The 13853-nt window shown below is 61.0% G+C and carries 7 protein-coding genes; 1 reads left to right on the top strand and 6 read right to left on the bottom strand.

Going from position 1 to position 13853, the window contains the following annotated elements; translation table 11 throughout:
- Positions 1-594 precede the first annotated feature (594 nt).
- Positions 595-1926 (top strand): ABC transporter substrate-binding protein, encoded by a 1332-nt coding sequence (locus tag AC07OT_RS29770; protein WP_495109765.1) that lies wholly within the window; start codon positions 595-597, stop codon positions 1924-1926.
- A 10-nt stretch (positions 1927-1936) separates the two neighbouring features.
- On the opposite strand, the gene AC07OT_RS29765 is transcribed toward AC07OT_RS29770, so the two are convergent.
- The 6 genes from AC07OT_RS29765 to AC07OT_RS29740 all read right to left on the bottom strand — a co-directional run bounded on the left by AC07OT_RS29765 (position 1937) and on the right by AC07OT_RS29740 (position 13533).
- Positions 1937-5827, bottom strand: a complete 3891-nt coding sequence (locus AC07OT_RS29765) for a hypothetical protein (RefSeq protein ID WP_495109764.1) — start codon at positions 5825-5827, stop codon at positions 1937-1939.
- A gap of 146 nt (positions 5828-5973) precedes the next feature.
- Complete coding sequence (locus tag AC07OT_RS29760) at positions 5974-7611, bottom strand: dipeptide ABC transporter ATP-binding protein (protein WP_495109763.1); 1638 nt, start codon at positions 7609-7611, stop codon at positions 5974-5976.
- Positions 7608-8492, bottom strand: a complete 885-nt coding sequence (locus AC07OT_RS29755; RefSeq protein ID WP_141606339.1) for an ABC transporter permease — start codon at positions 8490-8492, stop codon at positions 7608-7610. The genes AC07OT_RS29760 and AC07OT_RS29755 overlap by 4 nt, the downstream gene beginning before the upstream one ends.
- A 3-nt stretch (positions 8493-8495) precedes the next feature.
- On the bottom strand, positions 8496-9446 hold the full coding sequence (locus tag AC07OT_RS29750) for an ABC transporter permease (RefSeq protein WP_495109762.1): 951 nt from the start codon (positions 9444-9446) through the stop codon (positions 8496-8498).
- The gene (locus AC07OT_RS29745) at positions 9443-11056 is read right to left on the bottom strand and encodes an ABC transporter substrate-binding protein (protein ID WP_495109768.1); all 1614 of its coding nucleotides are present in this window, start codon (positions 11054-11056) and stop codon (positions 9443-9445) included. The genes AC07OT_RS29750 and AC07OT_RS29745 overlap by 4 nt, the downstream gene beginning before the upstream one ends.
- Positions 11057-11100: 44 nt before the next feature.
- Positions 11101-13533 (bottom strand): TonB-dependent receptor plug domain-containing protein, encoded by a 2433-nt coding sequence (locus AC07OT_RS29740; protein WP_495109761.1) that lies wholly within the window; start codon positions 13531-13533, stop codon positions 11101-11103.
- Positions 13534-13853: the final 320 nt, after the last annotated feature.

Raw genomic sequence — 13853 nt, 5'->3', positions numbered from 1 at the left:
CAGGACGCCGGGTTAGCCGTCCTGGGCCAAGGATGGCCCATGACGGCGGCCCACGGATTCAAGCCGGAGTGAGGGCACACCGAGCCTAGGCGAGGTGCCGAGTGTTGGGGCAAGAGCCCTTTTGATTACTTTTGGGGCTCTTTTCCAAAAGTGACCCGCTGTAAGAGCGGAACCCTAAGCAGCCGTTACCGCAGCAACGGATATGTACTCGATCAAAACCAACGACATGGTCGGCCCGAAGGCCGCCACGGAAGCAACCACCCTCACCACTCGGCACCTCGCCCAGGCCCGGTGTACCCGCCACCCGGTGAGTGCAGCGACGCTTTGGCGCCGTCCGGGCCATACCAGGCGTACCCGTAGTAGCGGTTGGTGAGGTTTTTCAGTTGCAGGTCAACCCTGACGACCGAGCGCAGTGTTGGTGGCGCAACAGCGGTTCAATAAAGTGTTCGATTCTCCTGGTCGTGAAGGGTGGCCGGTACAGCGCCAACCCTCGCATTTGAGGGCTTCCAGGCTTGGCATGAATTGTGTTGTGACCCGATTGGCGCTGACCCGACAACGGGAGGGAAACCTCACCTTTCATAAGAAACCACACCCATGCACAACGTCCTGCAACGCACAGTCATCGCCAGCCTGCTGGCACTCGGCGCCTTGGCCGGGCCGGTTGCCCAGGCCGCCAATGATCAACAGTTCATCCCGCTGGCCACCTACCGGGTCGGCGCCTATGCGTCCAGCGGCATTCCGTGGTGGGCGGGGGAGATTGATTACTTCCGCTACATCAACGAAGTCGAAGGCGGCGTGAACGGCGTCAAGCTGGTCTGGCAGGAATGCGAGACCGAGTGGAAGACCGATCGCATCATCGAATGCTATGAACGCTACAAAACCGGCCTGGACGGCGCACCCACCGGGTTCTTCTTCACCCACAGCACACCGGCCTCCTACGCGCTGATGGACCGTGCCGCCATTGACCACATCCCGTTGATCGACGGCGCCGGCGGGCGTACCGAATCCACCGATGGCCGCGTGTTCCCCTACGCGTTCCCGCTGTTGCTCAACTACTACGGCCAGGCGTCGGTGGGCATCAACTACATCGCCCAGCGTGAAGGCGGCCTGGACAAGCTCAAGGGCAAGAAGATCGTCACCGTCTATCACGACTCCGCCTACGGCCGCGAAACCCAGGCGGCCATGCAATTGCTGGCGCAAAAGTACGGGTTCGAGAACATCCAGATCCCCGTGGCCGACCCCGGCAACGAGCAGTCGACCCAGTGGCGCCAGGTGCGGCAGATCAACCCGGACTGGGTGTTCCTGCGCACCTGGGGCGTGTCCACCCCCGTCGGCATCAAGACTGCCGTGCGCGTTGGCATCCCCGTGGACCGTCTGATCGGTGATGTGTGGGCCGGCTCCGAAGCCGACGTAATCCCCGCCGGCACCGCCGCCAAAGGCTACCAGGCGCTGGCGCCGTTCCCCGGTGGCGACATCTTCGAGATCCATAAAAAGCTCAGGCAGTTCATCCTCGATCCCGGCAAGAGCAACCTCAAGGACCCTAGCTACTTCGGCAAGGTCTACTACAACATCGGCCTGATCAACGCCGCGATTGCCGTCGAAGCGCTGCGCACCGGCCAGGCCAAATTCGGCAACCGCGCGCTGAACGGCGAGGAAACCCGCTGGGCGTTCGAGCACCTGGACATCGACGCCGCGCGCCTCAAGGCCATGGGGTTCGAAGGTCTGCTGGCACCGTTGAAGCTGTCCTGCGCCGACCACGAAGGTGGCGGTTCCGCCCGGGTGCAGCAATGGGATGGGCAAAAGTGGGTGCTGGTGACCGACTGGCTGCAGGCCGACCGCGCCACCTTGCGCCCGTTGATCGAAGCCAAGTCGGCTGCGTATGCACAGGAGAAGGGCATTGTGGCGCGTGATTGTTCGGCTGAGTGAACTAATGACTTCAGTGGAAATGCACCGGCTTATAAGTAATAACTCTATTGGCGTAATGGGCTGGCTGTCCTAGTGCAGCTATGTTAATGCTCATGGTTTTACCGTGATTTCTTTTGATTTGTGGTGTTATCTTGCCGATAAATTGATTTTGCAATAGCTTTTCTGCTGTTTGCTCGATGAGTGCAGTACTGGCATTAGGATACACCTCTCGTGCCGTCTGCATTACCGCGTTTCGCTTTTTGGTCATAACGGTAGATCCGTACTCCATAGTCACTTCACCCTCAAAAGCCTTGACCGGTCGCCGGATCTCTTGCTGGAGCAGTCGGCCAAAGGAATGACTTCCGCCCTCGCCGGAGTAGCAAATCAATAGTCTGATGTTGTTGTAGTTAGACGGATTCACACCCTTGGCCTGCAATAAAGAAATTAGTTCTTTGGCAGAGTAAAGCTTGTTGTCAATAACGACTTCGGTGCCGCGCGCCAATACTTTGTCAACGAAACCACGAGGGCGTCCATGGGCAACGATATTAAGGCGGTCAAGTTTTTTGTACTCATCAACATAAGTGTGTATTTCGTTGGCGATCATTCTAAGGTCTTTCATGGGGTTCACCTTAAGACGGTTGTCAGCCCCAAGGCTTTGATCAATCCTATTTGGCGGCGACGAAGGTGCGGAAGAGTTGGTTGAAACCGGACTGGGTGCTTGTACTGAAAAGTTATTAATCTTTTGACCGTAAGCGCGGTCTTTGGCTGCATCATAATGAAACCAATCGCCTGTTTTTTCATCAAGTATGGCGGTCGTTTTGATCCGCTCACTGCTCGCGCCCACTTGATAACTGCCCTCAGCGATATCCGCTCTTTTGACGAACTCCCTGAACTGCGCATTGTTCATTCCACTTTGTTGCAACTGTCGGACGTTTGGAAATTTTGCGCCCGCCGCAGCGGGCACATGACTGGCAGGCACGCCCGGCGCTTTGCGCAGCACACCACGGCCAAACGCCCGGCTCGCCGCGCCTGTTGCCCTGGCCCGCCCGGCCGCGCGGGCCGCCCCTGCGCCTTTGGAGAAGGCTGCACCTGTCAGGTAAGTGACACCGTCAGCAACCAGGTCGCCAAGTGCTGCCAGCAGGTCGCCGTTGATAATGTGCCTGACCGAGGACGCGCCCGGTATCAGGCCCAGGATGATATTGGAAATAACAGCTTCCTTGGCTTTCTCTTCATCGAATGTAGTGATTGCCTTGGTCAATTCAAACAATTCATTGAAGTCGGATGCAGGTTGGCAATGGATGGCAACCAGATCGCCGATATAGTTACTACGTGCGCTGGTGAACGAGTCCGGCGTGGTGACAGGCAACAGACTGGCTGCTTGTTTGACGGCCTGCTCCCGTGAAGGCGTTTTTTCATAAATTGCTGTGTTTTTCCAGGCCTCACCAACTTGACTGGGGATTTTGCGCCACTCGCCTTGCAGGCCTTCCTTGAACTTCTTTTTCAGGTCTTCGCGCTTGGTTATTTGCCCCTTCTGCGAGGATATTTCATAAAACTCCTTATTGCCGTCACGTTCGGTCTGGAAAATAAGTGCGCGCTTGTCCTTTGCTTGCCTTGGGACGCGATCTTGATCTTTTATTGTCCCGCCAGGATAGGAACTCTCCGACTTCCTGACTTCGCCCTCAATAAAGACGCGTATTTTTCCGAACTCGAGGTCTTTCCGGTCCTCCGAGGGAAGGCTGGCGATCTGGTTCTTTACAACAGTGGCATGTGCATCAGTGAACTGCTTTTTGTAGGTGTTAAACGCTTGTTCCTGCTTGGCCTTAGGGTCGGGCAGGCTCGACAGTTGAGCGATCATGGAGGAGGGGAATCGGGGGTCATCGGATACCCAATTGGAGAATCCATTTAACTCAGGGTTGGAAAGGTAAAAATCCAAGAGCGAGAATTTCGGTTGCGTCGAACTGGAAAGATTTCCGTTGCCACGTCCTATCGGGCTGTTATCCCTGAAGCAAGGAAGGTTGTAAGGGCGTTCGGCGCCGAACTTTTTCTTGAGCTCCTCCAATGCAACATCTCGCTGGGTCGGTACCTTGGCGGCAAGGTGTTCGAGGGCGGTTTGCAACGCCGTTGTTTTGTCCTGAAACGCTTTTTGGGTCTGGTCAATTTCCGCTTGTGAATAGTCGTCGTTTTCTCGGGGCACGAGCGTACCGTGCAATTTCCCCCACTCGATCAACGCCAAGCGCGATGTCGAATTCTGAATCGCCTGGCCCGAAGAGGAAATCGGGTCCTTGGCATCCTGTGCAGATACCTGAGCAAAGGTCATCTGCGCCGTGACGCCCGGGCTGTAGGCTTCGATGCGCGCTACCGCCGCCTTCAATGCCACCCATGCGGCCGACCCATAAGTCACCTTATTGGGAATGTCTTTTACCAGCAGTTCCGGCGCTGCACGTGCCAGCAGCAGGTGCGCGGCAACTGGGGCCATTTCTGCCGATACCCGCTTGAGCTTTATAAGGTGGTCGACGAGTCCCTGTTTGATCGTTTCAAGCGGTTTTCCATTGAAACGATCGTCTGCCAGGTTATATCCCGCCACATGATTGAGTTGCGGACGAAACATGCTCTCCTGGTCCAGGGTTGTCGTGATGGCGGTCAAGACCCAATCATGGGGCGAACTGGTTTGCCATTGTTCGCCCATCTTTTCTTGCAGGGCCGATTCGAGTTCACGGGCCTTGGGCGTATTGACTATTTTCTCGATGACCTTAAGAGGGTCGCGCAATTCGCTGGCCGAAAATTGCATATTTTTTACCAGGTAACCCAACGCCCCCTTTGGGTCCGGCCGTGATGTCCCATCGTTGATCAGGCCTGGCAGCTTCAGGTTGTAGCCGAAGTGACTGTAAACCGATTTTTGCTCGTATTGCTCCAGCGGCACTGGCCAGGACAGGGCGCCACCCAGATTGCCAAGCGTAGACGCAGGCAGCGGGAGGCTGTTGATAACATTTCTGAAGTTTTCGAGTTCTTCGGCTGTCTTCGGCAAGATCCAGTTATTGGCCAGAATAAACTGCTCGAGTGTAGGCGATGTCGAGTGACCCAACTCGCTCAGTTGGCCGTATGACGAGTCTGGATCCACAGTCATGGTCGTGCTCTTCAACGCGGCTTCGATTTGACGAGATCCGCTGCGCAACAGTTGCGTCAGCTTCCCTGACAATTCGTTGATATCCTGAAGATCTCCCAAGGCGGTTTTTTCGTTGCTGAGTTCGTCCAGAATGACGGCTGTCGCACCTTCACTTTCTGGAACGTTGGCGGCGTTTTTTCTGAAAGCCTGGGTCCGCTGCAACTCATCGGCTCGCGCGGCGCTTGTATTTCCGTCTTCGCCATAAAAATTCGCCACGACTTCAAAAGGCGCGGATGAGGGGCTGCCCGGCGTGACTTCCACGGGGTTCTTACCCGCCGCCACGATGCCTGTCGCACGCAGCAATGGCGCAACGACCATCTCCCATGACGGGTCCTTGTCCGCAGCCCTCAAGGTTTGGCGTCGACCACTGACCGTTGCGGTGAGGTGGCCGAAGGAACTGAGCGATAGAGGCTTGGACAGATCGATATTTTTGTGTCGTGCCCAATCCACGAACTGTGGATTTTTAAGCAGCTTGTGCAGGTGTGTCCACCACTGTCCGAAGGTCGATTCAGGCGGGATGTTGTCGAGCTTGTCGGTGCCGTCAAATGAAGGCCCGGTCTTCGCAATGTCATGCAGGGCCTTGGCGAAAACCAGCGCAAGGTCCTTGTCGCCCTTGGCTGCGGGTGTTTCGTCAGAGGCTTCGTCAGGCGTGGGTGTCGCAGCTCTGTCTTCGGCTGATGGGAGAAGCGTGGCGCCCCCCAGAAGAAGCGGCAGTCGGGTTTCGATATCCTGGCGTGCACCGGTTGCTGATAGGGTCATTAAGGTTTATCTCCCGGCCTTACTCAAACATGGGCGCCCGGCTCTGGCTCGATCGACCGGGCTCGTAGCCTGAGTGAGCAGTGGTGACGTTTGATTCCACACAAGAGTGTTATCAATTGCTTCCTTCCTGGGGCTGCGGGACGCAATCAGGCTGAGGCGGCGCTTGCCGTGACGTGACGGCCAGGGATGGCCGCAATCAGTTCGCGGGTGTAGTCGCTGGCCGGCTGGTTGAAGATGCGTTCCACCGAGCCCTGTTCAATCACGCGGCCATTGCGCAGCACCAGCACCTCATGGGCGAAGTTGGCCACCACCGACAAGTCGTGGGACACCAGCACATAGGCGATGCCCATTTCCCGTTGCAGCTCTTCCAGCAGGTCAAGAATGCGCGCCTGCACCGACACGTCGAGGGCGCTGACCGGTTCATCCAGCAACAGCAGGTCGGGTTTCAACGCCAGGGCCCTGGCGATGGCGACCCGTTGGCACTGGCCGCCCGACAGTTCACGGGGCAGACGATCGAGAAAACTCGCCGGCAGGTGCACGCGGCTGATCAACGTCCGCGCCGCCTGTTCCAGGGCGGCGCCCTTGAGCAAGCCAAACGACACCAGTGGCTCCACGATGCTGTCGAACACCGTGAAGCGCGGGTCCAGCGCCGCGAAGGGGTTTTGTTGCACCAGTTGCAGGCGTTGGCGCAACGGGCGGAAGTCGCGCCAGCTCAGGTCGGTGACGTCTTGCTGCTCGAACCGCACCCGGCCCTGGGTCGGCTTCTCCAGGCCCAGGGCGATACGCAGCGCGGTGCTCTTGCCCGAGCCGGACTCGCCGACGATGGCCAGGGTCTGGCCGGGATACACCTCCAGGCTCAGGTCCTCCAGGGCCACGAAGGTCGAGGCTTCGCCCTTGACCTTGGGCAGGGCAAACGTCTTGCCGACATTGTGCAGGCTCAGGATCGGCTCACGTCCCAGGTCGAGGTTGAGCAACGGTTCACGCCGCCTGGCGAAGGCGGGTGCGGCGGCGATCAGCGCGCGGGTGTAGTCATGGCTGGGGTGCGCGAGTATCTGCCGTGGCGGACCTTGCTCTACCACTTCACCCTGTTGCATCACCAGGATGCGGTCGGCACGGTCGAGCGCCACGCCCAGGTCATGGGTGATGATCAGCAGGGAAATGCCGCGTTCACTGACCAGGCGCTGCAAGTGGTCAAGGATCTTGCGCTGCACGGTCACGTCGAGGGCGCTGGTGGGTTCGTCGGCGATGATCAGGCGTGGGTTGCCGGCCAGGGCGATGGCGATCAGCACGCGCTGGCGCATGCCGCCGGAGAGTTCATGGGGGTACTGGCGCGCGCGCAATACCGGGTTGTCGATGCCCACCTGTTGCAGCAGCTCGACAATGTCGGCATCGACGCCGGGGTAGCGTTTGCCCTTGGCGAGTATCAGCGCCTCGGCGATCTGCTGGCCGATGCGCAGCGTGGGGTTGAGGCTGACCATCGGGTCCTGGGGCACCAGGCCGATGGTGCGCCCACGCAGCTTGCGTTTCTGGCGTTCGCCGGCTTGGGTCAGGTGGTGGCCATCCACCCACAGCTCACCGGTCCTGATCTGCGCATTCTCGGGCAGCAGGCCGAGGATCGCGTTGGCCAGGGTGGATTTGCCCGAGCCGGACTCGCCGACAATCGCCACGGTCTCGCCCTGGGCGAGTGAAAACGACAGGTTACGCACCGCCGGATTGAGCTGGCCGCCGGAACGGTAGTCGACACTCAGTTGGCGCACATCGATTAAACGCGGTTGGGTATTCATCGCTGGATCTCCTCGAACGTGCGGGCGATATGGTTGAGGCTGAACACCACGGCCACCAGGAACAGGCCGGGCAGCAAGGACACCCACGGTGCTGTGATCAGGAAGTGTCGGCCGTTGGCAATCAACGTGCCCCATTCCGCCGCCGGTGGTGCTGCGCCGAAACCGAGAAAACTCAGGCCGGCGGTGGCAAGGATCGCCGCGCCGAAGTCCAGGGTGGCCAACACTGCCACCGGGCCCCAGGCGTTGGGCAGGATGTGCCGCAACAACGTACGGCCCCAGCTGGCACCGCCCAGGCGTGCGGCTTCGACATAGGGCAGGGTTTTCACCCGTAGCACTTCGGCGCGGGTGGTGCGGGCAAAACCCGGAATGATGCCGATGCCCACGGCAATCGCCACCGGCACCGTACCGAAGCCGATGGCCGTAACAATCGCCAGGGCCAGCAGCAGGCCGGGCAGGGCCAGCAGCACATCGACAAAGCGCATGATCAGCGCATCGATACGCCCACCGGCAAACCCGGACAAAATGCCCAGCCCCAACCCGCCCACCAGGGCGATGCCGACCGCCAGGGAGGCGGCCAGCACTGACAGGCTGGCGCCGTAGACCACGCGGGTAAACAGGTCGCGGCCCAGCTCATCGGTGCCGAACCAGTGGGTCAGGTTGGGGGCGCTGAGTTTGGCGGCGGGCGCGGTGGCGTAAGGGTCGAAGCTGCTCAGCAACTGCGGCGTCACGGCCGCGACCAGCGAGAACAGCACCACCAGCACCGCCAGGCTGAACCCTGGGCGGCGCAGCAATGGCAGGAGTGTCGCCGTTGCGCGTTGTAAGGGGCTGCGGCGGCGCCAGAGTGTTTCGCTGCGGATCAGTTTCCGGGTAAGCGTCGTCATGGTCTAGGACACCTTGGGCGTGTGGGAGATGCGCGGGTCGAGCCAGGGGTAAAGCAGGTCCACCAGCAGGTTCACCAGGACAAATGCCGCCGCCGAGACCGCGACGATGGCCAGCACCACCGGAATGTCCTGGCGCAGCACCGCTTCCTGGGCCAGGCGGCCGATGCCGGAGCGAGCGAAGATGGTTTCCACCAGCACCGCGCCGGACACGGTGTTACCCACCTGCAGGCCGATCAGGGTGAGGATCGGCAGCGCGGCGTTCCTGAACCCGTGGCGCGCCTGCACCTGGCTCCGGCTCAAGCCCTTGGCGTAGGCGGTGACGATATAGGCCTCTTTCCACACGCCCTGGAAGCTGCGTTGCAGCACCTGGGCGTACACCGCTGCGCTGGGAATCGCCAGGGTGACCGCCGGCAGCACCAGGCTTTCAACCCCACGGCTGCCGGTGGCGGGAAACCAACCCAGGCCAAACGCAAACACCTGGATCAACAGCAGGCCCATCCAGAACACCGGCACCGAAAAGCCCAGGGACGGCAAGCGCGCGAGTGCCTTTTTCAACGGTTGCCAGCGGATATACGCGGTGAGGTAAGCCAGGCCGATACCACCGAGCAGCGACAGCACAATCGCCAGGCCGGCCAGGGACAGCGTCTGGGGCAGGCGTTCGGCGAGTAACTCGGCCACCGGGCGATTGAGTGACAGCGACTGCCCGAAGTCCCCGTGCAATGCCCCCAGCAGCAGGTCGATATATTGCTCGAACAGGCCTTTGTCCAAGCCGTAGTAGACGCGCGCCTTGGCCAGGTCTTCCACCGACAGGGCGTCGGCTTCCATGCCGGACGCGCTGAGCATGATCGACAAGGTATCGCCCGGCAGCAGATAGAGGATGAAGTAAGTGATGCTATAGGCCCCCCATAGCACCAGCAGCGCCTGGCCGACCCGGCCGATCAGGTAGCGGCTCATGGCGTGCCGACCTCGATGTCACCCAGCAAGGCGAAGCCTTCGGCGGTCCAGCGGAAGTTTTTCACCTTGGGCGACGTCGCGGCCTGCCACACGCGCTCGTACACCGGGAACGCCGAGCCTTCGTCGATCAGCAGGTCCTGCAGGTCGCCGTAGGCTGTCGCCCTTTGAGCGCTTTGGGTGGCGGTGATGCCGGCATCGAACAGGCCCTTGGCTTTTTCCAGGGTCGGCGCTGCGTAGAGGTTGGTGGCCAGGGTCGAGCTGTTGGCGGTGCGAGGGTCGAGGATGGTCTGCAAGATGATCGGATCGGCGCGGGTCATGTAGGTGCTGGTCAGGTCATAGTTACCGGCCGAGTTGTTGGCGACCCATTCGGCGCGAGTGACCACGTTGAGCTTAACCTCGATACCGACCTTGCGCAGCTGGTCCTGGAGCAGCACGTCCCCGGCAGTTTCCGCCGGGGTGATGTTGTAGCTCAGGCTCAGGCGCTTGCCGTCTTTGTGCCGGTAGCCATCGGTGCCCTTGGCCCAGCCGGCCTGGTCCAACAGGCGCTCGGCACCCGCGGGGTCGTAGGCCAGCTTGGCGCCCTGGCTTTTGAAGTAGGGCGTGGTGACGTCGTAGATACCGTCCACCACCGGGAATTCGGCGTTGTACACGGTGCTGGCGTAGCTCTTGCGGTCAATGGCCTTTTGCACCGCCAGCCGTACTTGCTTGTCGGCCAGTGCCCGCTCGCCGCGGGTGTTGGGGTACAAGTTCAGCGCCGGCCCCGGCAGCGAGCGGCTCTGGATGGTGGCGCCCTTGGATTGGAACAGTTTCAGGTCGACTTCCGAGAACGGGTTGCGGGGCCACAGGATGTCGGCCTTGCCTTGCAGGAACAGGCCGTTACGCACGCTTTCCTCGGGGATGTAGGTGACGTCCACCGCCTCCAGGTGCGCTTCGCCCTGGTTTTTCATATTCGCCGACGCCCAGGCGTAACCCTTGCGCTTGGTCAGGTGCGCGCCGACTTCCGGGGTATAGCTGGCCAGTACGAACGGGCCGGTACCGATGATCTTGCCGAGTGAGCGTTCCTTGACGCTCAGCGCGTAGGAGGCCGGCGCGAGGATCGCCAGGTTGGTGGTGGAGGTCGCCTGCAGGAAGCCCGCATTGGGTTTGGCGAGCACCAGCTTGACGGTGAAGTCGTCGACTACTTCCGCGCGATCAAAGCCCGCCAGGTACGTCGCGCCGAAGGTGGCCGGCAGCTCGGTCGCCAGCGCCTTGTTGCTGTCAAACGCGGTTTTTACGGCCTTGGCATCGAAGCGTTCGCCGTTGCTGAAGGTGACGTTGTCGCGCAGGTGGAAGGTGTAGGTCAACGCGTCGTCGCTGACGTCCCAGCTTTTCGCCAGCCAGGGAATGATCCTGCCGGTCTGCGGGTCCTGGTCGGTGAGGGATTCGGCGATATTGCGCAGCAGCACCCGGTGTTCGAGCCAGTAGACCTGGAACGGGTCGACGCTGACCAGGGTGGTGTTGTCGCCGAAGAAAGCGATGTTCAAGGTCTTGCCGGCCTGGCTGTCAGTGCCCGCAGGCGAGCAGGCGGCCAGGCTCAACGCCAGGGCGCAAGGGGCCAATAGACGGCTCATCAAGTTGGAGGTGTTCAATGGGATGCCCTCGTATGGCGATTGGCTTAGAAGTCGTAGGCCAGCTTGGTGTACCAGTAGCCGCCGCCGGGGTAGAACGGCGGGTTACCGTAGGGCGCCAGGCCCAGGTTGCTGTAGACGGCGTGCCGGTCGGGGCGCACGTCGAAGATGTTGGTGCCGCCGATGCTGACGGTGATCTGCTCGACGAAGGTGTAGCTGACGTCCAGGTCGGTGATCCATTTCGCACCGAAGCTGCGGTCGCCGGACGGGTTTACCGCCAGGGTCTTGACCGCACCGTAGCGGCTGGTTTGCAGGTTCACTGCGAGGTCCTCGACCTTCCAGTTGGCGCCCAGGATCCATTTGGTCTTGGGCGAGGCCTCAGTGAGATCGCCTTCGCGGTCGCGGCCCACCAGGGTGACGCCGGAGTTGGCCAGCGCACTCGGGGTGTCTCGGGTGCCTTCGATAGTGGTCTTGTTCCAGTTGAAGCCCAGGCTCCAGCGCACATCGCCCCAGGCATCCAGCGGCGTGGTGTGGTCGGCGACCACGTCCAGGCCACGGGTGCGGGTATCGAAGGCGTTGGTGTAGTAGTTGACCCAGGTCCCCGAGGGCACGCCTTGGGCGCTGAGGATGCCGTTGATCACGCCGTTGCCCTGGTCGTAGATATTGCTGGTCAGGGCGATGCGGTCGTCGATGTCAATCAGGTAGGCGTCGGCGGTGACGCTGGTGCGCGGTGCCGGCTGCCAGGTCAAGCCCATCCCGAGGTTGCGTGACTTTTCCGGTTTGAGGTCGTCGCCACCCAAGGCCTTGGCCAGGTTGCTGCCCGACGGGGTCAGGCGGGTCACGGCGGGCACCACGTTGCCGTTCACATCGGTAGCCACCCGGTTGTCGGCCACGGTGTAGCCGATCTGGGTCAGGGACGGTGCACGGAAGCCGGTGCCGACGGTGCCGCGCACGGCGACGCTGTCGGTCAACTCGTAGCGCGAATTCACTTTGAGGCCGAAGGTGTTGCCCGAGTCATCGTCGTAATGTTCGATCCGCCCGGCGACGTCGAGAAACCAGCGCTCGGTCAGGTCGAAGCCCAGGTCCAGGTAGCCGGCGTAGTTGTTGCGGATCAGGCTGACTTCATCCTCCGGGCGAATCGTCACCGCCGCCTGTGCGCCCGATGCCGCCGGGTAGGTGCCGGTGATATAGGCTTCGGGATCACCGGCGAAGGTGCTGAAATGTTCCCAGCGATGCTCCAGGCCGGCCGACACCTGCACCGGCGAGGTCAGGTTGAACAGGCTGTCGTAGCGGCGGGTAAAGTCCAGGTTGTTCACCCACTGCTCGAAGCGAAAGGTCGCCAGGTTGTCGAACCTGGTCGGCGAGGCGGTGCCCAGGGACGGGTTGATATTCAGGTCGCTGGAATGGTGGACGTTGTTGCGTCCGTAGGTGGTGCTCAGGTCCCAGTTCCACTCGGCCGCCTGGCCCTTGCCGCCGAACAGCAGTTGGTAGTCGCGGTCCTTGATGTTGTTCAGCGGGTAGTAGCCGTCGGGGAACACCTCGGGCACCGCGGCCCGGCCGGTCGGCAGGCGGAAGTAGTTGGCGGCCTCGGCATCGCGCTCGCCGTAGGTGGAGAACGAGTAGAGCGTCAGGTCTTCCAGGGGCAGTTCGGCGTTGTAGGCGAGGTTGAAGGCTTTCAGGTCCGGGTCGCCGTTCTTGATTGCCACCCGGTCCCAGGCCGCTTCCCTGGCCGGATCGTTGAAGGCGCGCACGCTGCTGTCGGCCTTGTCGTTCCAAGAGGCCTCGCCGCGTTTGCGGGCGTCGGCGGAGAGGTGGAAAAACCCGCCGTCGCCGAGCTTGAAACCCTGGTCGCCGGCCACCTTGATCGTTTCCCCCTGGCCGGAAAACAACTGGCCGTAGCTGGTTTCCAGGTGCCCGCCGCTGTGGCCGGCCTTGAGGATGATATTGATCACCCCGGCCACGGCATCCGAACCGTACTGGGCAGCCGCGCTGTCTTTAAGCACCTCGATATGGTCCACCGAACTGACCGGGATCAGGTCGATGTCCACCGCATTGGCGCCGCTGTTGTCGATCGACCCGCGCTGGCCGGTGGCGCCGTTGTGCCGGCGTTTGCCGTTGACCAGCACCAGGGTATAGGCCGGGCCGAGGCTGCGGTTGCTCAGCGGGCGCGTCACCGAGTTGTAGCCGGCGATATTGGTGCCGAAGTTGAACGACGGCAGCAGCTTCGCAATTGCCTCGGACAACTCGGCGCGCCCGGTCTTGAGCAGCTGTTCGCTGTTGATCACGTCAATCGGCGCCGGGCTGTCGGCCACGGTGCGTTGCTGGCCACGCAAACCGGTGGAGATCACGGTCACCGTATCGAGCTTGGCCTCGTCGCCAGCGGCTTCGGCGAAGGAGGGCGCACCGGCCAGCAGCAGGGAACTGGTCAGCAGTGACAGGTGGAATCTTTTGCGGGGTAGGGGGAAGGCGATGTCTGGCATGTCGGAAAGGGTCCATGCAAGCCTGCTGGAGGCTCCTGGTGATCGGGGGTACGTCCTCCGCCAGGCATGGGGTCGGTCTGTGGAATGAAGATATCTCTATAAAAAATCGTGGGGAAATTCTTTTTTGGAATAAGCTAATTATTAGATATTGTTATCTTGTAAATTTATAAGATCATCTATTTTTATTATGTGTGGGGCCTTGGCGTGGGTTGAGTGTTCGACATCCAAAACATCGACGTGGGGTGGCATGCCGGAGGCCGGCGTGAGGATTCGCTGCGGCTGAACGTAAATCTTTAGTCTGGCTGGCGCCGGCCGTAAAT

Source organism: Pseudomonas sp. GW821-FHT09C10 (genome assembly GCF_059418085.1).
This window is presented reverse-complemented; position numbering and strand designations above follow the sequence as displayed.

Coding starts and splice junctions, on each gene's coding strand:
- AC07OT_RS29770 (WP_495109765.1), top strand. CDS start 595: ATGCACAACGTCCTGCAACGCACAGTCATCGCCAGCCTGCTGGCACTC.
- AC07OT_RS29755 (WP_141606339.1), bottom strand. CDS start 8,492: ATGACGACGCTTACCCGGAAACTGATCCGCAGCGAAACACTCTGGCGC.
- AC07OT_RS29765 (WP_495109764.1), bottom strand. CDS start 5,827: ATGACCCTATCAGCAACCGGTGCACGCCAGGATATCGAAACCCGACTG.
- AC07OT_RS29760 (WP_495109763.1), bottom strand. CDS start 7,611: ATGAATACCCAACCGCGTTTAATCGATGTGCGCCAACTGAGTGTCGAC.
- AC07OT_RS29750 (WP_495109762.1), bottom strand. CDS start 9,446: ATGAGCCGCTACCTGATCGGCCGGGTCGGCCAGGCGCTGCTGGTGCTA.
- AC07OT_RS29740 (WP_495109761.1), bottom strand. CDS start 13,533: ATGCCAGACATCGCCTTCCCCCTACCCCGCAAAAGATTCCACCTGTCA.
- AC07OT_RS29745 (WP_495109768.1), bottom strand. CDS start 11,056: ATGAGCCGTCTATTGGCCCCTTGCGCCCTGGCGTTGAGCCTGGCCGCC.